The following is a 26,663-nucleotide window of genomic DNA, read 5'->3' as shown; positions in this document are numbered from 1 at the left end:
CCATGCCTAACACCCTGACCCAATTCACCGCCCCGGCGCTCGACCAGGTGCGCATCCTGGTGGTCGGCGACGTCATGCTGGACCGCTACTGGTTCGGCGAGGTGGCCCGCATCTCGCCCGAGGCGCCGGTGCCGATCGTGCGCGTCGAGCGGCGCGAGGCGCGCCTGGGCGGCGCCGCCAACGTGGCGCGCAACGCCGCCGCGCTGGGCGCCCACGCCGGCCTGCTCGGCGTGGTCGGCAACGACGAGGCCGGCGACGAGGTCGAGCGGCTGCTCGCCGGCGGCGGCATCCATAGCTACCTGAAGCGCGACGAGGCCATCTCGACCATCATCAAGCTGCGCGTCATCGGCCGCCAGCAGCAGATGCTGCGCATCGACTTCGAGGAGGCGCCGACCGACACCGTGCTGCGCGACAAGCTGATGCAGTTCAAGGCGCTGCTGCCGGACTACGACGTGATCGTGCTGTCGGACTACGCCAAGGGCAGCCTGGTCAACGTGGCCGACATGATCGCCTCGGCGCGCGCCGCCGGCAAGATCGTCATGGTCGACCCGAAGGGCGACGACTTCGGCCGCTACGCCGGTGCCACCATGCTGACGCCGAACAAGTCGGAGCTGCGCCGCGTGGTCGGCGGCTGGGGCAACGAGGAGCAGCTGACCGCCAAGGCGCAGCAGATGCGCCGCGAGCTCCAGCTCGACGCGCTGCTGCTGACCCGCTCGGAGGAGGGCATGACCCTGTACACCGAGAACGAGATCTTCCACATGCCGGCCGACGCGCGCGAGGTGTTCGACGTCTCCGGCGCCGGCGACACGGTGATCGCCACCATGGCCGCCATGCTGGGCGCCGGGCGCGACTGGCACGAGGCGGTGCAGACGGCCAACCGCGCCGGCGGCATCGTGGTCGGCAAGCTGGGCACGGCCACCGTCACGCGCGAGGAGTTGTTCGGCTAGTCGACCGATGGAATGGACGGCGACGCCGTGGCGGCGTTGCCATTTTCTATTTCCCTCAGTGTGAACCTCTCAAACGCCCTAACCAGCGCGGCATTTGGTTTTGCTGGGTTATCGAGTAGATTGACAATCATGGCGGCATCATTTTTCGAGAAATAGATGATTTTTTCTCGGGCGATAAGCTTTTCGGCTTTCTCAAGAGCAGCTTGAACCATGAACTGGTTAAGTGTCGCGCCTGTCAGGTCGGCGGCTTCCTGCAGTGTTTCTACTATCGTTGTGGGAACCCGGTTGGAAGTCCTGTCCCTATTTTTAGGGATGTTCATATGTCTTACCTTTCTTATCGGCCCCGCCACGGTATGGCTACGCCAGTGTATGTCACTTGGCGTCGGACCGCAGTTGGCGTGTTGCCGAGCGCTTCCGTCATGCCTTCTCGACGGACGATTTGATATGGATACAGTCTTGACCATGTTTTTAAGTCAACCGATCACAGCACCGGGCGTTAAGTTGGTTCAAGGCGCGACCTTCGCCCTTGCTTTTTCCACCAACCACGGAGATATTGCCATGTTCAAGAAACTACTGCTGGCGCTAGCCACCCTGATCGCCGCGATGAGCTTCGCCTTCGCCCAGGTCGACGTCAACAAGGCCGACGCGGCCGCGCTGGACAGCATCAAGGGCATCGGCCCGGCCAAATCCAAGGCCATCATCGAGGAACGCAGCAAGGGCGGCGAATTCAAGGACTGGGCCGATCTGGAAAAACGCGTTAAAGGCCTCGGCGACAAGAGCGCCCTCAAACTGTCCGAGGCCGGCCTGCAAGTGAACGGCAAGTCGAAGGACGGCGCCGCCGCCAAGCCGGCCGCCGAAAAACCGGCCAAGGCCGCCAAGGGCGAGAAGGCCGAGAAACCGGCCAAGGCCGCCGCCGCGATGCCGGCCGCTATGCCAGCCGCCGCCGCCACCGCCTCGGTGCCGGCGAAGGCCGCCGCCGCCGACAAGGCCGCCGCCGCCGACGCGCCGAAGAAGAAGTAAGCCTACCGCCGTGCCGTGGCCGCCAGGCCACGTCGGCACAAGGACCCGCCGGCGCGAGCCGCGCGGGTTTTTTCGCATTCTCCAGCGCGGTGGCGCTGGCCGCGCCGCTCCTGATCGCGAACATGGCAAGGTGCCTCCATTTGGTGTATCGTCAACTTCACATTGGAGGCATCGATCATGTTTGTGCCGAAGCAATCGAAGATCGTCGGGCGCGCCGCCGCGCGTCGGCGTCCGCGTCCGCAAGAGCCGTCGCAGAGCTCGTTTGTCGCTCTGGTTCACATGCAACAGCGCGAAGTCGCCCAGGTCATTGAGTTGATCCGGCGCGGCTTGCCTGCCGTCTTTCTGAAAGAGGCGGGCGACTATTTCAAGCTGCCAACCGCGAAGATCCGCGTCGTCGCGCGGGTGGCCGAAACCACCGCGTTCACCCTGGCCCGCAAGGCCGCCAACCTGGATGCCGCCGCCTCCGAGCGTATTTGGCGAATGGCCGACGTCGCCAATATGGCGTGCGAGGTGTTCGAGGACGAGGAGCTGGCCAAGCGCTGGCTGGTCATGCCAAGCCGCATCTTCAGCGATGCCGCGCCGATCGACTACCTCGACACCGAGCCTGGCGCCGCTGCCGTGCGCCAGGTCTTGAACGCAATCGCGACCGGCGGCGCCCTGTGAAATTGTGGCGTATCGCCCGCCGGGCATACGCGCTGGATCGCCTGTGTGCCGGCTCGGCGCGCTTTGGCGGGCGCTGGAATCCGCCGAACTTGCCGGCCTTCTACGCCGGCGCCTCGGTGGCGATATGCGCCCTGGAAGCGCTGGCGCACCTCGGCTCGCTGCCCATGCCGCCGTTGGTTTTGGTGGCGGTCGAGTTGCCTGACGACGTGTCCGTCTACCGCCCCGGTCTTGCCGACTTGCCTCTCGATTGGAACGCCATGCCGGTTTCCGCCAGCGCGCAAGCGTTTGGCGGAAACTGGCTCAGACGTATGGGCCAGTTATGCATGGCGGTTCCCTCCGCGCTGCTACCGGAGGAGGGTAACGTCGTCATCAATCCGCTGCATCCCGACTTTGATGTGGTGGCGCTCAGCGTGGTGCGCCCGTTCAGCTTCGACCGCCGCCTGCTGGGGCCGCGATTCTGACGCGGCGCCACGCTCGCGCGCGTTCTCGACTGCGGCGGCGCCGCCGCCCGCCGCGCCGCTCAGCCGCGCTGCCCGGCCGGCAGGTTGGCCAGGAAGGCGTGGATCTGCGACACCACGGCGGCGCCTTCGCCGACCGCCGCCGCCACCCGCTTGGTCGAGTTGGCGCGCACGTCGCCGATGGCGAACACGCCCGGCACGCTGGTCTCGAGCGCGGCGCGCACCGGCAGCTCGGGCGGGTAGACGCCCTGGCTGAAATTGGCGTGGCACTGCGCCTTGGTGACGTCGAAGCCGGTGCGGATGAAGCCCTTGTCGTCGACGTCGACGCCGCAGTCGCCCAGCCAGCCGGTGTTGGGGTCGGCGCCGATGAACAGGAAGACGCGGCAGACGTCGCAGTCCTGCTCCTCGCCGCTCAGGCGGTTGCGCCAGCGCACCTGTTGCAGGCCGTCCTCGTCGCCCTCCAGCGCGACGATCTCGGTGTGGGTGTGCAGCACGATGTTGGGCGTGGCGGCGATGCGCTCGATCAGGTAGCTCGACATGGTGGCGGCCAGCCCCTCGCCACGGATCACCATGTGCACCTTGGCGGCGTGGCCGGACAGGAACACCGCCGCCTGGCCGGCCGAGTTGCCGCCGCCGACCAGGATGACCTCCTCGCTCTTGCACAGCTTGGCCTCGATCGGCGAGGCCCAGTAGTACACGCCGCGCCCCTCGAACTGCTTCAGGTTGGCCAGCGACGGCCGGCGGTAGCGCGCGCCGCAGGACAGCACCACGCTGCGCGCCTTGAGCCGGGTGCCGCTGCCGCACATCTCCACCTGCAGGGGGTAGGTGTCGCAGATCAGCCGCGCCGCCGGCGCCGGGATGGCCACCTCGACGCCGAACTTCTGCGCCTGCACGAAGGCGCGGCCGGCCAGCGCGCGGCCCGACACGCCGGTGGGGAAGCCGAGGTAGTTCTCGATGCGCGCGCTGGCGGCGGCCTGGCCGCCGTAGGCGCGCGTCTCCAGCGCCAGCACCGACAGGCCCTCGGAGGCGGCGTAGACGGCGGTGGCCAGGCCGGCCGGGCCGGCGCCGACGACGATCACGTCCCACACCTTGTCCTCGTCGAGTTCGGGCAGCAGGCCGAGGCAGCGGCCCATCTCGGCCAGCGAGGGGTTCTTCTTGACCACGCCGTCGGGGCAGACCACCAGCGGCAGCTCGTCGGCCGTCGGCTGGTACAGCGCCATCAGCTCGGCCGCCTGGCTGTCCGTTTGCGGGTCGAGCACGGTGTGCGGGTGGCCGTTGGCGGCCAAAAAGCTTTGCAGGTGGTGGATGCGGCCGTGGCCGCGCGGGCCGACGATGACCGGGCCGCCCGAGTTGGCCTCGAGCAGGCCGACACGGCGCAGGATCAGGGCGCGCACGATGCGCTCGCCCAGTTCGGCCTCGGCGATGACCAGGGCGCGCAGCGACTCCGAGCTGATCACCAGCACCTCGACCGCGCCGACGGCGTGGGCGTTGGCCAGCGCCGGCCGGCCCGACAACTGGGCCACCTCGCCGCCGAACTGGCCGGGGCCGTGCTCGACCACCGGCCAGGTGTTGCCCAGGCCGTCGAAGCGGGTCACCGCGATGCGGCCCGACAGCACCACCACCAGGCCGAAGGCGGTGCGGCCGGCTTCGAGGATGGGCTCGCCGTCGGCGAACCGGCGCAGCTGGCCGAAGCGGTGCATGCGCTTGATCTCGGCGGCGCCGAGCACGGGGAAGATCTGGTGGCGGCGCGCCTCGATGTTCAGCGTGGCGGCCGGCACGGCCTCGTCCTGGCCGGCGTCGGGAATGAATTCGATAGTGGGTGTGGCCATGGTCGTTTCGGGAAAATGGGGTTGCAAAGATATAGGCAGTCTAGCGCAAGCGGCGGCACCTTGCTGCTACAATCGTCGTTCCCCTTTTCACACGGTTTCGCATGTCCGCGCACTCTGCCATTCGGCCCGTAGTCGAGGCCGACCTCGACGCCTTCTTCGCCTATTTGAACGAGCATCTGCAGGACAACGGCCGCGACGGCGCGGCGCTGTTCCAGCCGATGCCGCGCGGCCGCTCGCGCTTTGCGCCCGACAAGGAGGCGGCCTTCCGCGCCGCGCTGGCGTTGCCGCTGGACCAGCCCGGTTGGCGCCGCGCCTGGGTAGCCACCGGCGCCAACGGCATCCAGGGCCATGTCGACCTGCGCGCCCGGCCCGACGGCGGCGCCGCCCACCGCGCCCTGCTCGGCATGGGCGTGCACCGCGCCTTCCGCCGCCTGGGCCTGGGCCGCGACCTGGTCGAGGCGGCGCTGGCCTGGGCCGGCGGCCAGGCGCAGCTGGACTGGGTCGACCTCGAGATGCTGTCGGCCAACGCGCCGGCGCGCCAGTTGTACCTGCGCTGCGGCTTCGAGCAGAGCGGCGAGATCGCCGACATGTTCCGCATCGACGGCGAACAGTTGTCGTATTCCTTCATGCATTTCCGCCTGCCGCGCTGAGCCGGCGGCCTCGGCCGCACGCGGCGCCCCGTCTGGGATTAAAATAGTCGTTTTGCGGAATTCGGAAGAAGATTAGACGATGGCCTACAAGACTCTGGAAGACACGATCGGCAACACGCCGCTGGTGCAGCTGACCCGCCTGCCGGGCGCCGACGCGGCGGCGCGCCACAACATCATCCTCGGCAAGATGGAGGGCGACAATCCGGCCGGCTCGGTCAAGGACCGCGCCGCCATGTCCATGCTCAAGCGGGCCGAGGAGCGCGGCGACATCAAGCCGGGCGACACCCTGATCGAGGCCACCAGCGGCAACACCGGCATCGCCCTGGCGATGGCGGCGGCGCTGCGCGGCTACAAGATGCTGCTGTTGATGCCGGAGAACCTGAGCGTCGAACGGCGCCAGAGCATGGCCGCCTACGGCGCGCAGATCATGCTCACGCCGCGCACCGGCGGCATGGAATACGCCCGCGACATGGCCGAGCAGCTGCAAAAGGACGGCAAGGGCATCATCCTCGACCAGTTCGGCAACTTCGACAACTCGCGCGCCCACTACGAGGGCACCGGCCCGGAGATCTGGCGCGACACCGGCGGCCGGGTCACCCACTTCGTCTCGGCGATGGGCACCACCGGCACCATCATGGGCGTGTCGCAATATTTGAAGGAGCAGAATCCGGCGGTGCAGATCGTCGGCGCGCAGCCGGAGGAGGGTTCGCAGATCCCCGGCATCCGCAAATGGCCGGAGGCCTACCTGCCGAAAATCTACGACAAGGCGCGGGTCGACCAGATCGAATACGTGACGCAGGCGGCGGCCGAGCAAATGGCCCGTCGCATGGCGGCGGAGGAGGGGATTTTCTGTGGCATCTCGGCGGCGGGCGCCTGCGAGATCGCGCTGCGCCTGTCGCAAACGGTGGAGAACGCGACTATCGTGTTCATCGTTTGCGACCGCGGCGACCGCTATTTGTCCACCGGGGTGTTCCCGGCCTGACTTCATGCAATAGTGCTTCCCTCTCCCCCTCGTGAGGGGAGGGAGTGCCAGAGTCTGGCAACCGGCAGGGATCAGCCCTGGCCTGGTTCGCCTTCTTTTGGTTTGAACTGCTTGTCGCTGATGCGGAACTTGTTGCGGCGGTCGCCCATCAAGTAGCGCAGGTCGCGAATGCTGAGGTCGCTGACCTCGTGCATGCGGATCAGCAGCGAAGCGCCGACCGGCAAGCGGTGGTGGCGAATCTTGCTGATGACCGGTGGCGCCACTTCCAATGCGCGCGACAGCGCGGCATCGTTTTTCAGGCGCAGGTTTTCGATCAGCGTGTCCAACAACCGGTTAGGGTTGTACTGCAACAGATCATCGCCATCCGACTCGTTGTTCATATCAATGCCGACTTGGTTTGTCATGATTTCGTTTGTTCCTTCTGTAAAGTTGTCCTGCAAAGTAAAAAACACTCGGAGCTCGCTGCTGCGTTAATGTTCATCCTTCACTAAGGAACGAATTCACACACGGACGGATTCCGGGATAACAAGTTTCATAATATATACACAATTGTACAGCAGCACGCAATCTAATACTCATAAGCAATAAAAAAATGTCTTGAGTGCGCGCGCTCGTTGTCCTTATGCAACATTGTGTGAGAATTATACACGGTTTGCTGTGTTAAGCTGCGTGGCGCAAGTGTTTTATCGAATCTATAAAGTTAATTATAAGATAATTCCGCCGAAGTTGCTGCATGAAATGAATTTCTTTCGAGCATACCGGTGATGTTGCAAATGGTAAAGTAAAAGATACCTTCTGCAACTTTCCCTGGCAAGCCTCTTTACGCTTCCTTACATCTCCCCGCCGCGCGACAGCTTCGCCGCCCGCCCCAGCTCGACCACCGACATGGCGTAGAAATAGCTGCGGTTGTATTGCGTGATGGCGAAGAAGTTGTTGGTCGCCAGCCAATATTCGGTCGCCTCGGCGCCGTTCTGCAAGTCCACCAGACCATAGCGCACCCCGGCCGGCAAGGCCGATGTGGTGGCGACGCCGGCCGCCGTCAAGTCCGGCGCGAGGAAATTCGCGCTCAGGCCCCGGCCCAGCAGGGGTTCCCAGCTGCGGTTGGGCGAGACCTGGGCGGCGATCACCAGCGGCCCCGGCGTGTCGCGCTGCCAGCCGTGCGCCACCAGGAAGGCGGCGACGCTGCCGATGGCGTCGTTGCTCGAGTTGAGCAGGTCGATGCGGCCGTCGCCGTCGAAGTCGACGGCGTATTTCAAGATGCTGCTGGGCATGAACTGCGGCATGCCGACGGCGCCGGCGTAGGAGCCGCGCAGCTGCAGCGGGTCGACCCCGTTCTGCCGGGCGTACAGCAGGGCGGCCTCGAGTTCGCCACGGAAGAAGGCCATGCGCTCGAGGCGCGCCGGCGCCTCCGGATAGGCGAAGGCCAGCGTGGTCAGCGCGTCGAGCACGCGGAAGCGGCCGGTGTTGCGGCCGTAGACGGTCTCGACGCCGATGATGCCGACCAGGATCTCGGCCGGCACGCCGTACAGCGCCTCGGCGCGCGCCAGCGTCTCGCGGTTCTCGTTCCAGAACTTGACGCCGGCGTCGATGCGCACCGGCTCGACGGTCAGCCGGCTGTATGCCTGCCAGTTCTTCGGCTTGCCCGGCGGCGCCGGCTTGATCAGCTGCACCGCCGACTCGACGTAGCGCACCTGGCCCAGCAGCGCCTCCAGTTCGGCGCGCTGGAAGCCGTTCTTCTCGACCAGGCCGTCGATGAACAGGCGCACCTCCTTCCACTGGCCGAAGTTGACGAACTCGCCGTTGTAGTCGATCGGCGGCGGGCCTTTTTTCAGCTTGGCCTTGGCCTTGGCCTCGGCCTTGGCCTTGCTCTGTTGGCTGGGCGGCAGTTTGTAGCCGTACTGGTCGACCGCCAGCGCCTGGCTGAACGGGGCGGCCGCCAGCAACAGGGCCAGCAGGTGGCGGGGACGGAGGGGGAGGTGGCGCAGTAGGGAAGTCATCGGCATAAAGGTAACAGGTTGTGCAGCGTCGTCAGCGACGCCGCTCTCTCATCGGGTGTGGCGCGCCCATACCGCAGCGTGCCATACAAATTCAGAAAACTGCGCATGGCAGCGTGTTTTTCCGCGCTGGCGTCCATCGTGCTCAGGCGCGCCAAGTAGTCCTGCGGACCCTCGGCGGCGCCGCGCACGAAGCCGTGGCGCGCCTGGCGCCGGCAGAACTCCTCGTATAGCGCCGCCAACGGTTCCGGCCGAACCCGGCCGCGCAGCCGGCGCAGCCACCACAGCAAGGCGGCGCACAGCGCCAGGCCGGCGCCGGCGCGGGCGTTGCCGAGGGTGTCGGCTAGTTCTTCGAGGAAACTCCGCTGCCTGTCTGGATTGTAATCCAGGGCCCCATTGATTCCAAGCATTATTCATCGCTCCCATGCTAAATCGCAGTTGTTGCAGCCAGGCGGGGGCGTTGTCGCCCAGGCGCATCAGCTGGCCCAGGCCGGCCAGGCTGAACGGCGCGGGCGGCGGCAGGGCCCGCGCCAGGCCGCGCTCGACCCGGTCCGGCGCGACGGCGGCGGTCGGGTCGACGCGGCGCCAGCCGGCGCCGGCCAGCCACACCTCGGCCCAGGCGTGGGCGTCGGACTGGCGCACGCTCAGGTAGCCGTCGAGCGGGTTGCGCTCGCCGCCCTGGTAGCCGGTGACGACGCGGGCCGGCACGCCCATGGCGCGCAGCAGCACGACGAAGGCGCCGGCGTAGTGCTCGCAGAAGCCGGCGCGGCTGGCGAACAGGAAGTCGTCGACGGCGTCGCGGCCCAGCAGCGGCGGGTTCAGCGTGTAGGTAAAGGGCTCGTCGCGGAACAGCCGCAGCACCGCCTGCACCGAGGCCTGCGGCGTGGCGCCGCGCAGCCGCGCGGCCAGCGCCAGCGCGCGCGGGTTGTAGCCGGCCGGCAGTTGCAGCCAGCGCTGCAGCTGTTCCGGCCTGGCGTCGGCCTGGACGCTGAAGTCCAGCCAGGCCCGCGTGGTGTAGCGCAGGCGTTGCTCGATCGGGCTTTGCGTGAACAGTTCGAGCTCGTCCGAGCTGCCCAGGCGGTGCTCGGCCAGGCGCAGCTCGGGGTCGCTCAGTTCGAGCAGGAACAGCCAGCGCTGGCCGCTGGCCTCCATGGTCACCTCGTGGCGCAGCGGCTGGCCGCGCGCGCCGACGTGCACCTCCGGGCGCAACACGCCGCGCAGGCGCGGCAGGCGGCGCCAGGTGCGGCCGTCGTAGTCGCCCAGCACCAGGCCGCGCCAGTACAACAGGCCGTGCGCTGGCGCCGGATCGAGGAAGCGGACGCGGAAGGCCACCTCGTCGGACTGCGCCAGCGCCGCCACGCTGCCGGGCGACATGCTGTCGGACATGCCGCTGCGGGCGCCGTGGGCGTCGCCCGGCAGGCGCCACAGCGGCCCCTGGATGCGCGGGAACAGCAGGAACAGCAGCAGCGCCGGCGCCGCCGCGACGGCGACGATGCGCGCCGCCAGACCGATACGGCGGCGCAGCGGCGGCACCGCGCCGGTGTATTGGAAGGACAGCAGGGCGGTCAGCAGCAGCAGCACGGTGAGCAGCATGCCCAGGCCGGTGAGCGCCGTCTGCGAGTAGAAGAAGGTGGTCAGCAGCAGGAACAGGCAGAGGAAGACCACCACGAACAGGTCGCGCCGGGCGCGCATCTCGAGCAGCTTGAAGGCCAGCAGCAGGGCCAGCATGGCGACGCCGGCGTCGCGCCCGAGCAGCGTGTGGAAGGAGCGGTAGACGCCGGCCATGGCCAGCAGCGAGACCGGCAGCAGCAGCCACAGCGGCGGCAGGCGCTTGCCGCGCAGGGTCAGCGCGGCGCGCCACAGCAGCGTGGCGCAGACGGTGGCGCTGGTCCACAGCGGCAGGTGGCCAAAGTGGGGCAGCAGCACCAGCACGGCGGCGGCCAGCAGCAGCAGGGTGTCGGCCTTGTCGCGCGGCAGTTGCCGGGCCAGGCGCAGCCAGCGGCTCAATAGGCCACCCAAAGGCGGAGAGCCGGGGTCGGACCCCTCGCGGGTCCGAGCCCAGTTTGCGCCCTCGGGTTTTCTTGGCCCAGCCGCGTTCCCGTCCGGTGGACGCTTCATTCGCCATCCTCCAGGCCGTACAAGGCCAGCGCGCGCAGGCAGGCGGCGCGGTGCGCCTGGCCCAGCGCCGGCCCCAGCGTGCGGCCGTGCAGGCGCAGCGAGTAGGGCAGGGCGCGCTGCTCGGCGCGCAGCACCCAGCTGGCCAGGCGCGCCAGGCGCAGCTCCAGGTCCAGCCGCGCCGGCAACTGCTCGAAGTCCAGCGTCAGCTCGGCCACCGCGCCGCCGTCGAATTGTTTGCTGACCAGCTGGCCGCCGTGCGCCGGGTCGTGGCGGGCGATCTGGCGCCAGGCCAGGTGGCGCATCGGGTCGCCCGGCTGGTAGGGGCGGATGCCGGCGAAGTTGTCCAGCCCGACCTGGCCGTGGCCGTCCTCGCTGGCCGCGCCCTGGGTCGGCAGCGGCGGCGCGTCCGCCTCGGGGTAGGGGTAGACCAGCACGCGCAGCGCCGGATGCCAGTAGCTCCAGGCGCGGAACAGGCCGAGCGGGAAGCGCGTGCTCAGTTGCAGGCGCGGCGCGTGCTGCCAGCCGCGCCGCGCGGTCGGCGCCGACAGCAGCACGCTGGTGCTGGCGCCGGCCGCCACGTCGGCCGCCTGGCGCGGCGCGGCGGCGCCGTGCACGTCGATCCAGACGGCGTAGCGGTCGCGCCGCGTGCGGTTGTGCAGGTGCAGCTCGAAGCGCGCCTCCTCGCCGGCGAACACCGGCGCGGCGCGGCCGGGCGACAGGCGCAGCAGGGCCAGGTTGCGCGCGGTCATGACCATGTCGGCGACGGCGCAGCTGCCGGCCAGGAAGGTCAGCGCGTGGCCCAGGCCGAGGTTGTAGTTGACGGCGCCGACCAGCATCAACAGCAGCAGGCCGGCGAAGGCCAGGCCGGGGCCGCTGGGCACGATGAAGACGCGGCGCATCGTCAGCAGCACCTCGCCCGCCTCGGGCGCGCTGAGCTGGAACAGCCAGCGGTCGGCGCCGTCCCTGGCCAGCTGTCGCAGGCGCGCCAACATGCGGCTACAGCGGCACCGAGGCCTGCAACTGCAGCACCAGGTCGCCGCTGGCCAGCGCCGCGCCGTGGGCCGACTTGAGCGGGCGCAGGCGGTGCGCGCAGACCGGCAGCAGCACCGCCTGCACGTCCTCCGGCAGCACGTGGTCGCGCCCCTCCAGCGCGGCCCAGGCGCGCGCCGCCTGCAGCAGGGCGATGGCGGCGCGCGGGCTCATGCCCTCGGCGAAGGCGCCGCTCTGCCGCGAGGCCTGGGCCAGCGCCTGCACGTAGTCGACCAGCGCGGCCGAGCAGTGGATCTGCCGCAGCCCGCGCTGGGCGGCGCCCAGCTGCTCGGCCGTCATGGCCGCCGGCAGCGCCTTGAGCAGCACGCGGCGGTCCTCGCCCATCAGCAGGGCGCGCTCGGCGGCGGCGTCCGGGTAGCCCAGCGACAGGCACATCAAAAAGCGGTCGAGCTGCGACTCGGGCAGCGGGAAGGTGCCGACCTGGTGGGTCGGGTTCTGCGTGGCGATGACGAAGAAGGGCTCCGGCAGCGGCCGGGTGACGCCGTCGGCGCTGACCTGGCGCTCCTCCATCGCCTCGAGCAGGCCGGACTGGGTCTTCGGCGTGGCGCGGTTGATCTCGTCGGCCAGCAGCACCTGGGTGAAGATCGGCCCCGGGTGGAACACGAAGGCGTCCTGCTCGCGCTGGTAGATGGAGATGCCGGCCACGTCGGCCGGCAGCAGGTCGCTGGTGAACTGGATGCGGTTGAAGCGCAGCCCCAGCGAGATGGCCAGGGCGTGCGCCAGCGTGGTCTTGCCGACGCCGGGCACGTCCTCGATCAGCAGGTGGCCGCCGGCCAGCAGGCAGGTCAGCGCCTGGCGTATCTGGCGCTCCTTGCCGACGATGATTTGGCCGACCTGCTCGGCCACGGCGTGCAATTTGGAATACATCGAGTGGACGGCCCTGGGCTGGTTGGGGGGGGGCGCCGACGGCGCCTCGGTTTGGCCGACGGCGCCTCGGTTTGGCCGGCGGCGCCCCGAATCGGCCGCCGGCGCAGCGGCAAAGCGCGCCGGCGTGGTAGATTAGCGCCATCGGCAGTTTTGAACAATATAAAGTACCGGTCTAGGGATTCTATGCGAGAACGCGCGCAGCGGATACCCATTGATCGCGGCGGCAGAGACGAATACCATGACCACAGCAATTTACACCCACCCCGACTGCCTGCGCCACCAGATGGGCGACTGGCACCCCGAGTCGCCGGCCCGCCTGCAGGCCATCTCCGACCAGCTGATGCGGGCGCAGATCAACGACCTGCTGGAGCACCGCCAGGCGCCGCTGGTGGCCATGGCCGACCTGGAGCGCAACCACAGCAGGAACGCCATCGCCATCGTGCGCGACAACACGCCGGCCGTCGGCGCCGACGACTACCCGATCGACGGCGACACCTCGCTCAACGCCCACAGCTGGCAGGCCGCGCAGCGCGCCGCCGGCGCCGCCGTGGCGGCCACCGACGCCGTCATCGACGGCGAGTTCGACAACGCCTTCTGCTCGATCCGCCCGCCCGGCCACCACGCCCGGCCCAGCGAGCCGATGGGCTTCTGCCTGTTCAACAACGTCGCCATCGCGGCCAAGCACGCGCTCGACGCGCGCGGCCTGCAGCGCGTCGCCATCGTCGACTTCGACGTCCACCACGGCAACGGCACCGAGGAGGCCTTCGCCGCCGATCCGCGCGCGCTGATGGTCAGCTTCTTCCAGCACCCGTTCTACCCCTACACGCCGCCCGAGCCCTACACCGCCAACCGCGTCAACGTGGCGCTGCCGGCCCATTCCGGCGGCGCGGCGGTGCGCCAGGCGGTGCTGGAGCACTGGTTGCCGGCGCTGCACGCCTTCCGGCCGCAGATGATCTTCGTCTCGGCCGGCTTCGACGCCCACCGCGAGGACGACATCGGCGGCATGGGCCTGGTCGAGGCCGACTATGCCTGGATCACCGGGCAGGTGATGGCGGTGGCCAAGCTGTACGCCGGCGGGCGCATCGTCAGCTGCCTGGAGGGCGGCTACAACCTGTCGGCGCTGGGCCGCAGCGTGGTGGCCCACGTCAAGGCGCTGGCCGAGCTGTAGCCGCCGCGCCGAGGTCGCCTGCGCGACTAGTCCTTTGTGACTAGTCCTGTGGGGGAATCCACTGTGCGCAATAGTCCCTCTTGGATATTTCATCCCCCGCCTGATATCGCTATCATGTTTACGTAGGGCAACATCCTCCCCGCCGCCCCCACTCAGACAACGCCGTTTTTCCACCCTCGTTTTGTCTTGCCGGCCGGGAGCCTGTCGGCGCGGCCAGGCCCGCCGCATGACGCCCCGCCGGCGCGGCCGCCTGCCCGCCGCACCCGCCCGCGCCTGCGGCGCATACATTGAGGAACCAAGATGAACATCGGGAATTGGACTATCGGACGGCGTCTAGGCGCCGGCTTTGCGCTGGTCTTGCTGTTGACGGCGGCGCTGATCGCCTTCGCCCTAGTACGGCTGGACCACATCGGCGCGACCAGCGCGCGCATGATCGACAAGGACTGGGTCAAGGCCGAGGCGTTGGCCGACATCAGCTCGCGCACCCGCGCCAACGCGCGCCGCACGCTCGAGCTGTTCCTCGAGCCGGACGCCGCCCGCGTCGAGCAGATCCGCCGCCGCATCGAGGCCAACAAGCTGGCCATCAACGGCGCCGTCGAGACGCTCGACCGCCTGCTCTACAAGGACGAGGCCAAGGTGATGTTGCAGCGCTTCAAAGCAGGATCGACGCGTCTACGTCACCTCGTTCGGCCAGGTCGACCAGCAGCTGGCCGCCGGCCAGCGCGCCGAGGCCAAGGCGCGCATGCTCGAGGAGACGCTGCCGGCGCTCGACCGCCTGCAGGACAGCGTGACGCAAATGGCGCAGTTCCAGCGCCAGCTGGTCAACGCCAGCGGCGCCGAGGTGCGCGGCGACATCGGCTCGGCCCGCACCCTGATGCTCAGCTTCGGCGCGCTGGCGCTGCTACTCGGCGTCGTCCTGGCCTGGTGGATCACCCGCTCCATCACCCGGCCGCTGCGGGCGGCGATCGAGGTGGCGCGCACCGTCGCCGACGGCGACCTGTCGAGCCGCATCGAAGGTGGCGGCCGCGACGAGACCGGCCAGCTGCTGCTGGCCCTGAAGGACATGAACACCAGCCTGGTCGACATCGTCGGCCGGGTGCGCAGCGGCAGCGACAGCATCGCCACCGCCTCCGGCCAGATCGCCAGCGGCAACGTCGACCTGTCGGCGCGCACCGAACACCAGGCCAGCTCGCTGGAGGAGACCGCCTCGTCGATGGAGCAGCTGACCGTCGCCGTGCGCAACAACGCCGACCACGCCAACCGCGCCAGCGCGCTGGCCCGTGGCGCGCTGGAGGTGACCAAGGAGGGCGGCGCGGCGGTCGCCAAGGTGGTCGACACGATGGCCTCGATCAACGCCTCGGCGCGCAAGATCGGCGACATCATCAGCGTCATCGACGGCATCGCCTTCCAGACCAACATCCTGGCCCTGAACGCGGCGGTCGAGGCGGCCCGCGCCGGCGAGCAGGGTCGCGGTTTCGCCGTGGTGGCCACCGAGGTGCGCACGCTGGCCCAGCGCAGCGCGGCGGCGGCCAAGGAGATCAAGACCCTGATCGACGACTCGGTGCAGCAGGCCGACGCCGGCAACGCCCAAGTGGAACGGGCCGGCGCGACGATGCGCCAGATCGTCACCAGCATCGACGGCGTCAGCGCCATCATCGACGAGATCAGCACCGCCGGCCAGGAGCAGAGCGCCGGCATCGAGCAGATCAACCAGGCGATCATCGAGATGGACGGCGTCACGCAGCAGAACGCCGCGCTGGTGGAGGAGGCCGCCGCCGCCTCGGCCGCGCTGTTGGAGCAGGCCGGCAGCCTGACGCACGCGGTCAGCGTGTTCCGGCTGGCGCCGGCCGGCGGCCGCGCCAAGGCGCCGGCGCAGGCCATCGGCGGCGCCAACCGCGCTGGACGCGGCGGCCAGCCCGCCGCGCTGCGCCTGGAGGCGCGCGCCGCCTGAGGCGGACCACAACTTGAAAAAGGTTCTTCGCGGATTTCCGGGATGCCGGCCTTACCCCGTAAGCAAAGGGGTCTGACCCCGAATGGGGTCAGACCCCGGCTTTCGCGTCCCGGGTTAGGGGTAAAAAAAAAGGAGCTGCGGTCGCCCGCAGCTCCTTTCTCATGTCAAGCCTGTCGCATCAAGCGGCGCAATTGCGCGCGCTCTTGGCCGACCACGAGTACAGGCCGGCGACGACGACGATGCCGACGATCAGCGCGACGATCATGGTCTGCGCCTCGCTCATGCTGTTGGCGATGGCCAGCGGCTCGCCGTCGCCGGACATGACGATCAGCCCGGCCAGCGCGACGTTGAACAGGCTCTCGCCGACGATGAAGCCGGACATGATCAACACGCCCAGCCGCTTGGCCGTCTCGCCGCTGGCGCGGCGCTCCATGGCGCGCTCGAACAGGTAGCCGGCGACGGCGCCCACCACCACCGGCGCGGTGACCGCGCTGGGCAGGTAGATGGCCAGGCCGACGCCGAGCGGCGGCAGGCTGTACTTGTTGTCGCTGAACTTCTTGAGCAGGTAGTTGACCAGCACCAGGCCCAGGCCCAGCGCGGCGCCGTAGCCCAGCAGGTGCCACGGCAGGTTGCCGCCGATGACACCCTTGGCCAGCGTGGAGATCAGCGCCGCCTGCGGCGCCGCCAGCGGCGTCGAGGAGATCACGCCGACGTTGGCGGCGCCGGCGAAGCCGTTGGCGTGGTTCAGCAGGTCGAGCACCGGCGGCACTACGGCCGAACCGGCGAACACGCCAACCAACAGGGCGACCTGCTGTTTCCACGGCGTGGCGTCGACCAGTTGGCCGGTCTTCAAATCCTGCAGGTTGTCGTTGCCGATCACCGCCACCGCCAGCACCACGGTGGTGACGAACAGGGCGAAGGCGACCAGCGCTTGCGCCACCTCGGGGCCCATGACGTGGCGGCCGACCATGCCGACGCTGAGCGCGGCGCCGAGGATGGTCAAAATGGCGATGCCCGACACCGGCGAGTTCGACGAGCCGATCAGGCCGGCCATGTAGCCGCACACGGCGGCGGCGAACATGCCGGCGATGATGATGTAGCCGATGCCGACGGCCACCAGCGGCCAGGCCAGCTCGGCCAGCACGGTGCCCTGCAGGAAGGTGGCCAGCAGCCAGCCGGCCGGCACCATCGAGATCATGGTGACCAGGCCGACGATGAACAGCGGCAGGTCCTGCTCGGTGCGCGGCAGCGCCACGCCCTTGTTGGCCTTGGCCAGGCGGGCCGTTTCCAGCGCCGATTTCAGGCCGCCGATGACCGGCTTGGCCAGTCCGGCCAGCGTGACCAGCGCGGCCGCGCCGATGGTGCCGGCGCCCATCATGCGCACGTCGGTCTTCCACACCGACAGCGCCTGCTCGGCGGCCGACAGCAGCGGCGCCGGATGCAGCGCCGTCATCAAGGGCACCAGCACGCCCCAGGCGATCAGCAGGCCGGCCAGCATGGCGATGCCGACGGTGATGCCCATCAGGTGGCCGGCGCCGAGCAGGGCCAGCGAGCTCGATGCGCCGATGCCGGTGGCGCCGGCGCCGGTCTTGAAGTAGATCGCCACTTCGCCGGCCATCACCTTGACGGCGCTGCCGGCGGCGAACAGGGCCGAGGCCAGGCTGCCCCACACCAGGGCCAGCAGGCCGGCCTTGCCTTCGGCCGCGCCGTTGCGCGAGGCCATGCCGACCTTCAGCACCTCGGCGGCGGCGACGCCCTCCGGATACGGCAGGTCGGACTGCGACACCAGGGCGCGGCGCAGCGGCATGGTGTACATCACGCCGAGCACGCCGCCGATGGCGCAGCAGCCGAAGGTGGGCCAGAACGGCACCTTGGCCCACCAGCCGATCATGATCAGGCCGGGCAGCACGAAGATCACCGAGGCCAGCGTGCCGGCCGCCGAGGCGATGGTCTGGACGATGTTGTTTTCCTGGATGGTGGCGTCCTTGAAGGCGCTCAGCAGGGCCATCGAGATCACCGCTGCCGGGATCGAGGTGGCGAAGGTCAAACCGACCTTCAGGCCCAGATAAACCTGGGCGGCTGTAAAGACCAGGGTAATGAGGACGCCGAGGATGATCCCGCGTACGGTGATTTCCTTCGGCGTCGGTGCTGCGGCTTGTCTCATCTTCAACACTCCGGGTGGTGTAAAGTTAATAAAAAAGTCATGAATCGGCAAAAAAGTGCCCCATCATATCCGAGTCTGCGCCAAATCTATACAGGTGAAAGAGGGGCGGCCGGCGGCAATTCTGGTTGGCGCCGGGGGCAGCAGGTAAAATAGCGGATTGATAGAACGATTTTGAAGGCAATAGCATGGCAATTCAATGGTATCCGGGGCATATGAACGCCGCAAAAAAGAAGGCGGCGGAGCAGATGGAGAACACCGATCTGGTGATCGAGGTGGTCGACGCCCGGCTGCCCGAGGCCAGCTGCAACCCGATGGTGGAGGAGCTGCGCCTGTTCCGCCAGCGGCCCTGCCTGAAGATCCTCAACAAGATCGACCTGGCCGATCCGGCCGCCACGGCGGCCTGGGTGGCCTACTACAACGCCCAGGAGGGCGTCACCGCCTACGCCATGACCACCAAGAAGGCGGCCGAGGTGGCGCGCATTCCCGACCTGGCCAAGTCGCTGGCGCCGCACCGTGGCGTGCCGACCAAGCCGCTGCGCATCATGATCATGGGTATTCCCAACGTCGGCAAGTCGACCCTGATGAACGCGCTGTTGAAGAAGCGCGTCGCCAAGGTGGGCGACGAGCCGGCCGTCACCAAGCAGCAGCAGAAGCTCTACCTGGGCAAGAACACCATCCTGGTCGACACGCCCGGCATGCTGTGGCCGAAGATCGCCCTGCCGAGCGACGGCTTGATGCTGGCCGCCAGCCACGCCATCGGCTCGAACGCGCTGATCGAGGAGGAGGTCGCGGTGTTCCTGGCCGACGTGCTGCTGCAGCGCTATCCGGCCCTGCTGGCGACGCGCTACGGTTTCAAGACCGAGGGCATGGACGGCATCGCCGTGGTCGAGGGCGTGGCGGCGCGGCGCGGCTTCCGCCAGAAGGGCGGCGATTTGGACTTCGAGAAGGCCTCGCACACCTTCCTCGGCGACTACCGCAGCGGCATCCTCGGCCGCATCTCGCTGGAGACGCCGGAGACGCGCCAGGCCCTGCTGGCCGAACACGCCGCCGAGATGGCCGCCAAGGCCGAAAAGGCCGCCATCCTGGCGGCCGAGAAGGCGCGCGCCGCCGCCAACGGCAAGCGCGGCAGCTAGTCCGGCACCGCAGCCCGGCGGCGTGACTCGAGGGTCAGACCCTGAGGGTCTGACCCTGGCGCCCGGCCGCTGGCATCACCCCGGCGCCGCCGCGCCGAAGCGGAAGCTCGACACCGCCAGCCCGCCGAAGAACTTGTCCTCGTGGTAGGGCACTGTCGCCGTTTCCTGCTCGGCCGCGCCCAGCGCCACCATCAAGGGCAGCAGATGCTCCTCGCGCGGGTGCGCCACGCGCGCCGCCGGCGCGCTTTCCCATTCCATCAATCGCGCCGTGCGCTGCCCGGGTGGCAGCGCCATGCTCTCGCGCAGCCACTGGTCGAAGGCGTGCGAGGCCGCCGCGCCGCTGGCGTTGAAGGCGCGCAGATTGTGGAAGCTCAAGCCGCTGCCGACGATCAGCACGCCCTCGGCGCGCAGCGCGGCCAGCGCGCGGCCGGCGCGCAGGTGGGTCAGCGGGTCCAGGCCGTGCTTGAGCGAGAGCTGCACGATAGCCACGTCGGCCTGCGGATACACCGGATACATCGCGCTGAAGGTGCCGTGGTCGAAGCCGCGCTCGTGGTCCAGCTGCGCCGGCAGGCCGGCGCCGTCGAGCAGCGCCTTGGCCCGCGCCGCCAACTCCGGCGCGCCGGGCGCGTCGTAGTGGATCTGGTAGGTGTGTGGCGGGAAGCCGGAATAATCGTAGATCATCGGCGGCTTGGCGCCGGCCGAGAGCAGGAAGTCGCGCCCCTCCCAGTGCGCGGTGACCACCAGCACGGCCTTCGGCGTCACGCCGAGCTGGCGCGGAATGTCGCGCAGCGAGGCCTCCAGCTGGTCGTAGGTGCTGCCGACCTGTTCCTTCATGAACGGCCAGGGGCCGCCGCCGTGGGACAGGAAATAGGTGGGAAGTAGGGTGCTGGACATGGTGGCGCTCCGTGAAGTGATGTCCCCATCATAGTCATTCAATAGATGTGAATCAATCGGGTAAAACTATATGCATCGTTCACTTTTTATGAATGATGTCGGGCGCCGGCGCCACCGTCTGTTGTCGAAATCCGTCATGCCGCAGGCGTGCCCGGCGGTATAATGCCCGCGTTTTGGTGCCCGCGCATGTGACCACGTGCGCAGTTAAACGGGAAACACAAGGCCGCTGCCAACAAGCTCGGCCAAGGTGTGCTGCCCCCGCAACGGTAACGCAAGCGCCGCCCCGCGCAATCGGGCGGCAGGCTGTCTCGACGACCACTATGCGTGCGCATAGGAAGGTGAGGCGGTCCGACTTGCCAGCCCGGATACCGGCCAGACAGGTGGGAGCGCCGCGCGGAGCAGTCCGTGGCGGCGCCTTCCGTTCCATTCCGGCTTGCGGGGACGCAGGCGGATGCCTTTTTCGAAAACGATCCATCATGACCTTCTCCGCTACCCGCCGCCTGCCGGCGTCCCTGCCATTGGCCGCCGCCGTCGCGCTGTGCTTCGCCGCCGCCCCCGCCGTGGCGCAAACCTCCGTGGCGCAAACGCTGGCCCCCATCGTCATCACCGGCGCCCGCTTCGACAGCGCCCCGGCCTTCGCGCCGATCGGCGCCACCGTCATCAGCGCCGACCAGATCCGCCGCGCCGGCATCAACGACGTCAACTCGGCGATCCGCAAGATCGGCGGCGTGTACGGCCGCCAGAGCCTGGACGGCGGCCCCGACTTCAGCCTGGACCTGCGCGGCTTCGGCGCCGCCAGCAGCCAGAACATGGTGGTGGTGCTGGACGGCGTGCGCCTGTCCGAGAACGAACTGCTCAACGCGGTGCTGACCACGGTGGCCATCGACACCGTCGAGCGCATCGAGATCACCCGTGGCGGCAGCTCGGTGCTGTACGGCGAGGGCGCCACCGGCGGCGTCATCAACATCGTCACCAAACGCCCGACCAGCAAGCGCGGCAGCGGCAGCGTCTACACCGAAGTGGGCCAGCAGGGCCAGCGCGAAGCGCGCGGCTCGGTGGCGCGCGCCTGGGACGGCTTCGCCCTCGACGCCACGCTGGGCACCCAGCAGACCGACAACTACCGCGACAACAACGACTACAAGCAGACCAACTTCAGCGGCGGCGCGCAATGGTTCACCGCCGCCGGCCGCATGGGCGTGCGCCTTGACAGCCTGCGCCAGGACTCGCGCTTCGCCGGTTCGCTGAAGATGAGCGAGTTTGACACCAATCCGCGCCAGACCAAGACGCCGGACGACTTCGGCTCGCTCGATAGCGACCGCGTCACCGCCTTCATCAGCCAGCGCGTCGGCACGTTCGACTTGGCGGCGGAACTGTCGCACCGGCAGAAGACCGTCAAGGCCAGCTACGGCAGCGGCGCCAACATCTTCGCCGCCCAGTACGACAGCAAGCAGACCCAGTTCTCGCCGCGTCTGCGCCAGCTGGGCAATGTCGGCGGCATGCTCAACGAGTTGGTGGCCGGCATCGACCTGACCCGTTGGGAACGCGACACCAAGAGCAGCTACGCCGGTTTCCCGTCGTCGGCCGCCGAGGCGACCCAGCGCTCCAAGGCGATCTACCTGCGCGACGAGATCCGCTTCGACGCCGCCCACGACGGCCGCCTGGCCGCCGGCGTGCGCCGCGAGCTGTTCGACAAGGGCTTCGCCGATCCGATCGGCTTCGGCACCACCCGCTACGACAACACCCAGGGCCTGAACGCCTGGGACCTGCAAGGCAGCTACACGGTACTGCCGCTGCTGACCGCCTACGCCAAGGCCGGCCAGAGCTACCGCGTCGCCAACGCCGACGAGAACGCGCTGACGCCCAAGCTGAACACGCCGCTGCGGCCGCAAACCTCGCACGACCTGGAGCTGGGCGCCAGCTACGGCAACGCCGAGCGCAAGTTCACCGCCGCCGTGTTCCGCCACAAGCTGCGCAACGAGTTGTTCTACGATCCAACCATCGGCTACGGCGCCAACACCAACCTGGACCCGACCAAGCGCCAGGGCGTCGAGCTGTCCGCCAGCGTTGTCGTCGCCGCCGATTGGACCGTCAGCGGCCACTACCAGCACGTGCAGGCCACTTTCACCGAGGGCGCCAACGCCGGCCGCGAGATGATCCTGGTGCCGAAGAACGTGCTCAGCGCCCGCCTGGCGTGGACGCCGGCCGACGGCCAAAGCGCCGACTTCGGCGCGCAGTGGGTCGACAGCCAGCGCTACGGCGACGACTTCACCAACAGCTGCTCGTCGCGCATGCCCTCGTTCACCACCTTCGACGCGCGCTATGCCCGCAAGTTCGGCCAGTGGGAACTGGCGGTCGCCGCCCTCAACCTGGGCGACAAGCAGTACTTCTCGCAGGCCTACGCCTGCCGTGGCGGCATTTACACCAGTGCCGGCCGCCAGATGAAGGTATCGGCCCGCTACGACTTCTAAGTCCGCGACCCAGCTCTTAGAAAATCCACCCAACGGCGTAGCGCCAGGGTCAGACCCTAGGGTCTGACCCTAATGCCGTTCAATTAAAGCGCCAGGAACGCTAAAACCAGCCAAATGCGCCGAACCAGGGTCAGACCCTAGGGTCTGACCCTTGGTTTTCGTCCTTGGGTGTAGCTCAAGCAAGCGGGGCCGGCGTCCCGCCGACCTGCGACGAACAGCTCTTTTTGGAGACCGCCACCATGTCCCATCCTATTCCCTCCCGCGCCCGCGCGCTGGCCCCGCTCGCGCTGCTCTGCACCGCCATCCTCAGCCCCGCCACCCACGCCGCCACGCCGGCCGCCATATCTGTGCGCGACGACGCCGGCCTGACCGTCACGCTGGCCAAGCCGGCGCAGCGCGTCATCGCCATGGCGCCGCACATCACGGAGCTGCTGTTCGCCGCCGGCGGCGGCGAGCGCGTGGTCGGCGGCATGAACTTCAGCGACTACCCGGCCGCCGCCAAGCGCCTGCCGCTGGTCGGCAGCAACGAGCAGATCGACCTGGAGCGGGTGCTGGCGCTCAAGCCCGACCTGCTGGTGGTTTGGAAGGGCGGCAACAGCTCGCGCCAGATCGAACAACTGAAAAGCCTGGGCCTGCCGATCTACTACAGCGCGCCGGCCAGGCTCGACGAGATCGCCACCTCGCTGATCCGCCTCGGCCAGCTGCTCGGCACCGAGCCGGCCGCGCAGGCCGCCGCCAAGGACTACCGGCAGAAGATCGCCGCGCTCGGCGCCAAGTACGCGCAGCGCCCGCCGGTGCGGCTGTTCTACCAGATTTGGGACAAGCCGCTCTACACCCTCAACGACGAGCACATCGTCGGCGACGCGATCCGCCTGTGCGGCGGGCGCAACGTGTTCGGCGGCCTGAAGGTGCTGGCGCCGTCGGTCGGCATCGAGGCGGTGGTGCAGCAGAACCCGGAGGCCATCGTCGGCGGCGAGCGCCACGAGGGCGACAGCGCGACAGACAGCGGGCTGGCGATCTGGCGTCCGTACAAGGGCATGCTGGCGCTACAGCGCGGCAATCTGTTCGAGTTGAGCGGCGACCTGATGGCGCGCGCCACGCCGCGCATGGCCGACGGCACCGCCCAGCTATGCGAGAAACTGGAGCTGGCGCGCGCCCGCCGCCCTTAAAGCCGGCTTAATTTGGCGCCAAATCGCCGATTTTTGCGCCCAAGCCTGAAAACGTCGCGAAAAAAGTGGTAATCTCGCGGCGATCGCACCATTGTTTTCCACAGCGTGTGCCAACCCCATCGAACAAGGATTTTGTTATGCGTCTTCTGCGTCTGCTGCTCGTCTCCGTCGCCTTCATGGCCTCCGCCTCCGGCGCCTTTGCCGCCGAACCGAAAAACGGCACCGATTACCTGACGCTGGACACGCCGGTGCGCGCCGACACGGGCAAGAAGATCGAAGTGGTCGAGGTCTTCATGTACCACTGCCCCCATTGCAACGTGCTTGAGCCGGCGATGGCCGACTGGGTCAAGCAACAGGGCGACAAGATCGTCTTCCGCCGCCTGCACATGGCCAACGGCCTGACCGACCCGCAGGCGCACGCCTTCATCACGCTGGAGGCGATGAACCTGCTCAACAGCGGCATCCACGAAAAAATCTTCCGCGCCATCCACGTCGAGCGCAACCGCCTCAACTCCGACGACGCGCTGCTCGACTTCGTCGTCAAGAACGGCGTCGACAAGGCCAAGTATCTGGAATTTTTCAACTCCTTCGCGGTCCAAACCAAGATGAAGCGTTCGATGCAGCTGATCGGCCAGTACAAGCTGGACAGCGCACCGAGCATCGTCGTCGACGGCCACTACGTCACCTCGCCGGCCATGGCCGGTGTCGGCAAGCCGGTGCCGGCGGCGCACGCGGCGCTGTTCCAGGTGATGGACGCGCTGGTGGCCAAGGCCAACCAGGAAAAGAACGGCGCAACGGCGGCGGCTCCAAAGGCGGCCAAGAAATAATATGAGCGACAAACAGAACGACGTCGAAAAGGGCGTGATGAAGATGTACCGCGAGTCCGAACCCAACATCGAGGACTTGTACGAGCGTAGCTACATCAACCACATCGCCTGGAGCGTGCTGGTGCTGGCCTTGGGGCTGATCTTCTGGCTGACCATCGCCCTGATCAACGCCGAGAACCAGCGCAACGCGCTGTACACGGCGATGTGCGCCGATCCGGTGTTCAAGGGCGAGCTGGACAAGAAGTGCCTGAAGTCGGTCCACTCGCGCGAGCACTGGTGGCAGCACGTCGGCTACGCGCTGACGCACGTGCGGCCGTAGTCCACGCCGACGCCGTTTGCCATGCAAGGAAAAGCCCGCTGATGCGGGCTTTTCCTTTGATGCTGCGGTGTTGCGATGGATATCAAATCGCGCCATTTCAAAACAAGCGGAACTCTTCCAACGCTACGCCTTCCGCTTCAATGAGCTTGTTGTACTCGGCTAGAAAAGCAGCGTGCTCATCGTTCCAATTACCGGCTGTCGGCTCGCCGGGAGGAGAGACCGCCGGAATTCTTGCAGATGGGTACATTTTTGAGTTTTGTTGGCTTGAACGAAACATAAATCGTTTCATATTGGCTCCGGTTCGGAGTGGGGACTCACGACGATTATAGCGCGATCCACCTTGCGTCCGCGCGGTTGGGGGATGGAGCCGAGTTGACTTACATTGAAGGTTGATCATGTCCCGCGCCATATCGACAACGGCGCTAGCCCGAACCGGACCGGGTATGTAGTCGCTACCATCCGATCCTTGCTATGATTTCCGCTTTGACGAATCGAGCATGGAGCGAGGCATGAAACAAGTGATCCTGATTACCGGCAGTGGGCGCGGCATCGGCGCGGCGACGGCGCTGCTGGCCAGCCGGCGCGGCTACGCGGTCTGCATCAACTACCGCAGCGACGCCGCCGCCGCCGAGGCGCTGCGCCGGCAGATCGTCGACGAGGGCGGCGAGGCCATCGCGGTGCAGGCCGATGTCGGCGTCGAGGCCGACGTGCTGCGCTTGTTCGCCAGCGTCGACGCCCAGCTCGGCGCCATCACCGCGCTGGTCAACAACGTCGGCATCCTGGAGACCCAGTGCCGCCTGACGGAGATGTCGGCCGAGCGCCTGCAGCGCGTGTTCACCACCAACGTCATCAGCTACTTCCTGTGCTGCAAAGAGGCGGTGCGCCGCATGTCGACCGCCAGCGGCGGGCAGGGCGGCGCCATCGTCAACGTCTCGTCGGGCGCGGCCAAGGTCGGCTCGCCGAACGTCTACATCGACTACGCCGCCTCCAAGGGCGCGGTCGACACACTGACGCTGGGCCTGTCGAAGGAGGTGGCGGCCGAGGGCATCCGCGTCAACTGCGTGCGGCCGGGATTGATTTATACCGATATCCACGCCAGCGGCGGCGATGCGGACCGCGTCGCCCGCATGGCGGCCTCGGTGCCGATGGGGCGCGGCGGCCAGCCGGAGGAGGTGGCCGAGGCCATCCTGTGGCTGCTCAGCCCCGCCGCCTCCTACGTCAGCGGCACGTTTATCGACGCCGCCGGCGCGCGCTAGGCCTGCGCCGTCATCTTCAATAAAAACAAGAAGATGATTCAAAACTCGGCTGCATTATCAATCCTGGGTGGAAGCATGACAATGCGATTTCCATCCACCCACCCAGGACTCCATCATGTTCAACAAATCCCCGCTGCTCCCCGTGCTGAGCGCCACCGTGCTGGCCGCCGTCTCGATGACCGTGCTGGCCAGCGATGTCGTGTTGCCCGTGCCGCAGCACATCGCCAGCGCCGCCCCGTCGCCCGAGCTGGAGGCGGTGATGCTGGCGGCGCGCCGCTACGCCGCCTTCTGGAACAGCGGCGATCCGGCCTACGCCGAGCAGGCGCTGGCCGTGGACTTCACCGACCGCACGCTGCCGCCCGGCCGCGAGCAGGGCACGGCCGGCCCGCTGCAGGCCTCGCGCACCTTCCGCAGCGCCGTGCCCGATCTGAAAGTGGAGGTGAGCGACATGGTCGCCGCCGGCGACCGCGTCACCGTGCGGCTGCACTTCACCGGGCATTTCACCGGGCAGTTCGGCAAGGTGCAGGGCAAGGGCCAGGCGATCGACTTCCAGGCCTTCGACCTGTACCGCGTGGTGAAAGGCCGCATCGCCGACAACTGGCATCTGGAGGACAACCTGACGCTGTTGCAGCAGATGGGCGTGCTGCAGCAGTAGGCGGCATGGTTGAGCGTTGACCCCGCACCCCGGAGGCCGGGGTCAGACCCCTCGGGGTCTGACCCCTTTCAGCCGCATTGC

Annotated in this window: 25 protein-coding genes, 2 pseudogenes and 1 riboswitch; of the genes and pseudogenes, 16 read left to right on the top strand and 11 right to left on the bottom strand. The window is 68.1% G+C overall.

Features of this window, described 5'->3' with window-relative positions:
- Positions 1-2 precede the first annotated feature (2 nt).
- On the top strand, positions 3-947 hold the full coding sequence (rfaE1, locus tag QC826_RS21820) for a D-glycero-beta-D-manno-heptose-7-phosphate kinase (protein WP_279762414.1): 945 nt from the start codon (positions 3-5) through the stop codon (positions 945-947).
- On the opposite strand, the gene QC826_RS21815 is transcribed toward rfaE1, so the two are convergent.
- A complete protein-coding gene (locus QC826_RS21815) occupies positions 944-1,267 on the bottom strand; it encodes a DUF1778 domain-containing protein (protein WP_279762412.1) in 324 nt (107 codons plus the stop codon). The two genes, rfaE1 and QC826_RS21815, sit on opposite strands and share 4 nt — an antisense overlap.
- Before the next feature lie 238 nt (positions 1,268-1,505).
- Here QC826_RS21815 and QC826_RS21810 point away from each other — a divergent pair, with 238 nt between their 5' ends.
- From QC826_RS21810 to QC826_RS21800, 3 genes are all read left to right on the top strand, one after another.
- Complete coding sequence (locus QC826_RS21810) at positions 1,506-1,967, top strand: ComEA family DNA-binding protein (protein ID WP_279762411.1); 462 nt, start codon at positions 1,506-1,508, stop codon at positions 1,965-1,967.
- A 177-nt stretch (positions 1,968-2,144) separates the two neighbouring features.
- Positions 2,145-2,630, top strand: coding sequence for an antitoxin Xre/MbcA/ParS toxin-binding domain-containing protein (locus tag QC826_RS21805; protein ID WP_279762410.1), 486 nt, complete (start codon positions 2,145-2,147; stop codon positions 2,628-2,630).
- A complete protein-coding gene (locus tag QC826_RS21800; RefSeq protein ID WP_279762409.1) occupies positions 2,627-3,091 on the top strand; it encodes an RES family NAD+ phosphorylase in 465 nt (154 codons plus the stop codon). The genes QC826_RS21805 and QC826_RS21800 overlap by 4 nt, the downstream gene beginning before the upstream one ends.
- A 59-nt stretch (positions 3,092-3,150) precedes the next feature.
- Here the strand turns inward: QC826_RS21800 and QC826_RS21795 are convergent, their stop codons facing one another.
- Positions 3,151-4,917: an FAD-dependent oxidoreductase gene (locus QC826_RS21795; protein ID WP_279762408.1), complete on the bottom strand. Its 1,767-nt coding sequence runs from the start codon at positions 4,915-4,917 to the stop codon at positions 3,151-3,153.
- Between the two features lie 101 nt (positions 4,918-5,018).
- On the opposite strand from QC826_RS21795, the gene QC826_RS21790 reads away from it, so the two are divergent.
- Both QC826_RS21790 and cysM read left to right on the top strand, forming a co-directional pair.
- Positions 5,019-5,567, top strand: a complete 549-nt coding sequence (locus QC826_RS21790) for a GNAT family N-acetyltransferase (RefSeq protein WP_279762407.1) — start codon at positions 5,019-5,021, stop codon at positions 5,565-5,567.
- Positions 5,568-5,646: 79 nt separating this feature from the next.
- Positions 5,647-6,549: a cysteine synthase CysM gene (gene cysM / locus QC826_RS21785; RefSeq protein ID WP_279762406.1), complete on the top strand. Its 903-nt coding sequence runs from the start codon at positions 5,647-5,649 to the stop codon at positions 6,547-6,549.
- A 71-nt stretch (positions 6,550-6,620) separates the two neighbouring features.
- Here the strand turns inward: cysM and QC826_RS21780 are convergent, their stop codons facing one another.
- The 6 genes and pseudogenes from QC826_RS21780 to QC826_RS21760 form a co-directional block, all read right to left on the bottom strand.
- On the bottom strand, positions 6,621-6,953 hold the full coding sequence (locus QC826_RS21780) for a hypothetical protein (protein WP_093386220.1): 333 nt from the start codon (positions 6,951-6,953) through the stop codon (positions 6,621-6,623).
- 426 nt (positions 6,954-7,379) lie between these two features.
- Positions 7,380-8,546: a lytic murein transglycosylase B gene (mltB, locus tag QC826_RS21775; protein WP_279762405.1), complete on the bottom strand. Its 1,167-nt coding sequence runs from the start codon at positions 8,544-8,546 to the stop codon at positions 7,380-7,382.
- On the bottom strand, positions 8,543-8,953 hold the full coding sequence (locus QC826_RS31335) for a DUF4129 domain-containing protein (RefSeq protein ID WP_313872888.1): 411 nt from the start codon (positions 8,951-8,953) through the stop codon (positions 8,543-8,545). Before QC826_RS31335 ends, mltB begins: the two co-directional genes overlap by 4 nt.
- Positions 8,954-9,173: 220 nt before the next feature.
- Positions 9,174-10,661, bottom strand: a pseudogene (locus QC826_RS21770) (transglutaminaseTgpA domain-containing protein); the annotation flags it as partial.
- On the bottom strand, positions 10,658-11,653 hold the full coding sequence (locus QC826_RS21765; protein ID WP_279762403.1) for a DUF58 domain-containing protein: 996 nt from the start codon (positions 11,651-11,653) through the stop codon (positions 10,658-10,660). The gene QC826_RS21765 and the pseudogene QC826_RS21770, both read right to left, overlap by 4 nt.
- Before the next feature lie 4 nt (positions 11,654-11,657).
- The gene (locus tag QC826_RS21760; RefSeq protein ID WP_279762402.1) at positions 11,658-12,578 is read right to left on the bottom strand and encodes a MoxR family ATPase; all 921 of its coding nucleotides are present in this window, start codon (positions 12,576-12,578) and stop codon (positions 11,658-11,660) included.
- Between the two features lie 238 nt (positions 12,579-12,816).
- On the opposite strand from QC826_RS21760, the gene QC826_RS21755 reads away from it, so the two are divergent.
- The 3 genes and pseudogenes from QC826_RS21755 (at position 12,817) to QC826_RS21750 (ending at position 15,697) form a co-directional block, all read left to right on the top strand.
- Complete coding sequence (locus QC826_RS21755) at positions 12,817-13,746, top strand: histone deacetylase family protein (protein WP_279762401.1); 930 nt, start codon at positions 12,817-12,819, stop codon at positions 13,744-13,746.
- A 300-nt stretch (positions 13,747-14,046) separates the two neighbouring features.
- A pseudogene (locus QC826_RS31330) lies at positions 14,047-14,346 on the top strand (MCP four helix bundle domain-containing protein); the annotation flags it as partial.
- A 142-nt stretch (positions 14,347-14,488) separates the two neighbouring features.
- Entirely contained in the window at positions 14,489-15,697 is a 1,209-nt protein-coding gene (locus QC826_RS21750; protein ID WP_313872789.1) for a methyl-accepting chemotaxis protein, read from the top strand.
- 178 nt (positions 15,698-15,875) lie between these two features.
- Here the strand turns inward: QC826_RS21750 and QC826_RS21745 are convergent, their stop codons facing one another.
- Positions 15,876-17,861: an OPT family oligopeptide transporter gene (locus QC826_RS21745; protein WP_279762399.1), complete on the bottom strand. Its 1,986-nt coding sequence runs from the start codon at positions 17,859-17,861 to the stop codon at positions 15,876-15,878.
- 185 nt (positions 17,862-18,046) lie between these two features.
- Between QC826_RS21745 and ylqF the strand changes: the two genes are divergently transcribed.
- Positions 18,047-18,994: a ribosome biogenesis GTPase YlqF gene (gene ylqF, locus QC826_RS21740; protein WP_093386235.1), complete on the top strand. Its 948-nt coding sequence runs from the start codon at positions 18,047-18,049 to the stop codon at positions 18,992-18,994.
- A gap of 75 nt (positions 18,995-19,069) precedes the next feature.
- On the opposite strand, the gene QC826_RS21735 is transcribed toward ylqF, so the two are convergent.
- Entirely contained in the window at positions 19,070-19,888 is an 819-nt protein-coding gene (locus QC826_RS21735) for a class III extradiol ring-cleavage dioxygenase (protein WP_279762398.1), read from the bottom strand.
- 157 nt (positions 19,889-20,045) lie between these two features.
- A riboswitch (cobalamin riboswitch) is annotated at positions 20,046-20,280 on the top strand.
- Positions 20,281-20,364: 84 nt separating this feature from the next.
- On the opposite strand from QC826_RS21735, the gene QC826_RS21730 reads away from it, so the two are divergent.
- The 4 genes from QC826_RS21730 (at position 20,365) to QC826_RS21715 (ending at position 24,671) form a co-directional block, all read left to right on the top strand.
- Positions 20,365-22,356 (top strand): TonB-dependent receptor, encoded by a 1,992-nt coding sequence (locus tag QC826_RS21730; protein ID WP_279762396.1) that lies wholly within the window; start codon positions 20,365-20,367, stop codon positions 22,354-22,356.
- A gap of 239 nt (positions 22,357-22,595) precedes the next feature.
- Positions 22,596-23,525 carry a cobalamin-binding protein gene (locus tag QC826_RS21725; RefSeq protein ID WP_279762395.1) on the top strand — a complete coding sequence of 310 codons (930 nt, stop codon included), beginning with the start codon at positions 22,596-22,598 and terminating at the stop codon, positions 23,523-23,525.
- 137 nt (positions 23,526-23,662) lie between these two features.
- Positions 23,663-24,352 carry a thiol:disulfide interchange protein DsbA/DsbL gene (locus QC826_RS21720; RefSeq protein WP_279762394.1) on the top strand — a complete coding sequence of 230 codons (690 nt, stop codon included), beginning with the start codon at positions 23,663-23,665 and terminating at the stop codon, positions 24,350-24,352.
- A gap of 1 nt (position 24,353) precedes the next feature.
- A complete protein-coding gene (locus QC826_RS21715; RefSeq protein WP_279762393.1) occupies positions 24,354-24,671 on the top strand; it encodes a hypothetical protein in 318 nt (105 codons plus the stop codon).
- 97 nt (positions 24,672-24,768) lie between these two features.
- Here the strand turns inward: QC826_RS21715 and QC826_RS21710 are convergent, their stop codons facing one another.
- Positions 24,769-24,960: a type II toxin-antitoxin system CcdA family antitoxin gene (locus QC826_RS21710; RefSeq protein WP_279762392.1), complete on the bottom strand. Its 192-nt coding sequence runs from the start codon at positions 24,958-24,960 to the stop codon at positions 24,769-24,771.
- A 220-nt stretch (positions 24,961-25,180) separates the two neighbouring features.
- On the opposite strand from QC826_RS21710, the gene QC826_RS21705 reads away from it, so the two are divergent.
- Together QC826_RS21705 and QC826_RS21700 are read left to right on the top strand one after the other, a co-directional pair.
- The gene (locus tag QC826_RS21705; RefSeq protein ID WP_279762390.1) at positions 25,181-25,927 is read left to right on the top strand and encodes an SDR family oxidoreductase; all 747 of its coding nucleotides are present in this window, start codon (positions 25,181-25,183) and stop codon (positions 25,925-25,927) included.
- A 115-nt stretch (positions 25,928-26,042) separates the two neighbouring features.
- The gene (locus QC826_RS21700; protein ID WP_409567684.1) at positions 26,043-26,582 is read left to right on the top strand and encodes an ester cyclase; all 540 of its coding nucleotides are present in this window, start codon (positions 26,043-26,045) and stop codon (positions 26,580-26,582) included.
- The last annotated feature ends 81 nt before the right edge of the window (positions 26,583-26,663 follow it).

It is taken from the genome of Rugamonas sp. DEMB1, assembly GCF_029834475.1.
Taxonomy (GTDB): domain Bacteria; phylum Pseudomonadota; class Gammaproteobacteria; order Burkholderiales; family Burkholderiaceae_D; genus Rugamonas; species Rugamonas rubra.
Note: the sequence above shows the minus strand (reverse complement) of the source record. Positions and strands in the feature narration are given on the sequence as shown.

Coding starts and splice junctions, on each gene's coding strand:
- cysM (WP_279762406.1), top strand. CDS start 5,647: ATGGCCTACAAGACTCTGGAAGACACGATCGGCAACACGCCGCTGGTG.
- QC826_RS21720 (WP_279762394.1), top strand. CDS start 23,663: ATGCGTCTTCTGCGTCTGCTGCTCGTCTCCGTCGCCTTCATGGCCTCC.
- ylqF (WP_093386235.1), top strand. CDS start 18,047: ATGGCAATTCAATGGTATCCGGGGCATATGAACGCCGCAAAAAAGAAG.
- rfaE1 (WP_279762414.1), top strand. CDS start 3: ATGCCTAACACCCTGACCCAATTCACCGCCCCGGCGCTCGACCAGGTG.
- QC826_RS21790 (WP_279762407.1), top strand. CDS start 5,019: ATGTCCGCGCACTCTGCCATTCGGCCCGTAGTCGAGGCCGACCTCGAC.
- QC826_RS21710 (WP_279762392.1), bottom strand. CDS start 24,960: ATGAAACGATTTATGTTTCGTTCAAGCCAACAAAACTCAAAAATGTAC.
- QC826_RS21735 (WP_279762398.1), bottom strand. CDS start 19,888: ATGTCCAGCACCCTACTTCCCACCTATTTCCTGTCCCACGGCGGCGGC.
- QC826_RS21730 (WP_279762396.1), top strand. CDS start 20,365: ATGACCTTCTCCGCTACCCGCCGCCTGCCGGCGTCCCTGCCATTGGCC.
- QC826_RS21805 (WP_279762410.1), top strand. CDS start 2,145: ATGTTTGTGCCGAAGCAATCGAAGATCGTCGGGCGCGCCGCCGCGCGT.
- QC826_RS21795 (WP_279762408.1), bottom strand. CDS start 4,917: ATGGCCACACCCACTATCGAATTCATTCCCGACGCCGGCCAGGACGAG.
- QC826_RS21760 (WP_279762402.1), bottom strand. CDS start 12,578: ATGTATTCCAAATTGCACGCCGTGGCCGAGCAGGTCGGCCAAATCATC.
- QC826_RS31335 (WP_313872888.1), bottom strand. CDS start 8,953: ATGCTTGGAATCAATGGGGCCCTGGATTACAATCCAGACAGGCAGCGG.
- QC826_RS21745 (WP_279762399.1), bottom strand. CDS start 17,861: ATGAGACAAGCCGCAGCACCGACGCCGAAGGAAATCACCGTACGCGGG.
- mltB (WP_279762405.1), bottom strand. CDS start 8,546: ATGACTTCCCTACTGCGCCACCTCCCCCTCCGTCCCCGCCACCTGCTG.
- QC826_RS21755 (WP_279762401.1), top strand. CDS start 12,817: ATGACCACAGCAATTTACACCCACCCCGACTGCCTGCGCCACCAGATG.
- QC826_RS21725 (WP_279762395.1), top strand. CDS start 22,596: ATGTCCCATCCTATTCCCTCCCGCGCCCGCGCGCTGGCCCCGCTCGCG.
- QC826_RS21705 (WP_279762390.1), top strand. CDS start 25,181: ATGAAACAAGTGATCCTGATTACCGGCAGTGGGCGCGGCATCGGCGCG.
- QC826_RS21810 (WP_279762411.1), top strand. CDS start 1,506: ATGTTCAAGAAACTACTGCTGGCGCTAGCCACCCTGATCGCCGCGATG.
- QC826_RS21815 (WP_279762412.1), bottom strand. CDS start 1,267: ATGAACATCCCTAAAAATAGGGACAGGACTTCCAACCGGGTTCCCACA.
- QC826_RS21750 (WP_313872789.1), top strand. CDS start 14,489: ATGCTCGAGGAGACGCTGCCGGCGCTCGACCGCCTGCAGGACAGCGTG.
- QC826_RS21765 (WP_279762403.1), bottom strand. CDS start 11,653: ATGTTGGCGCGCCTGCGACAGCTGGCCAGGGACGGCGCCGACCGCTGG.
- QC826_RS21700 (WP_409567684.1), top strand. CDS start 26,043: ATGTTCAACAAATCCCCGCTGCTCCCCGTGCTGAGCGCCACCGTGCTG.
- QC826_RS21780 (WP_093386220.1), bottom strand. CDS start 6,953: ATGACAAACCAAGTCGGCATTGATATGAACAACGAGTCGGATGGCGAT.
- QC826_RS21715 (WP_279762393.1), top strand. CDS start 24,354: ATGAGCGACAAACAGAACGACGTCGAAAAGGGCGTGATGAAGATGTAC.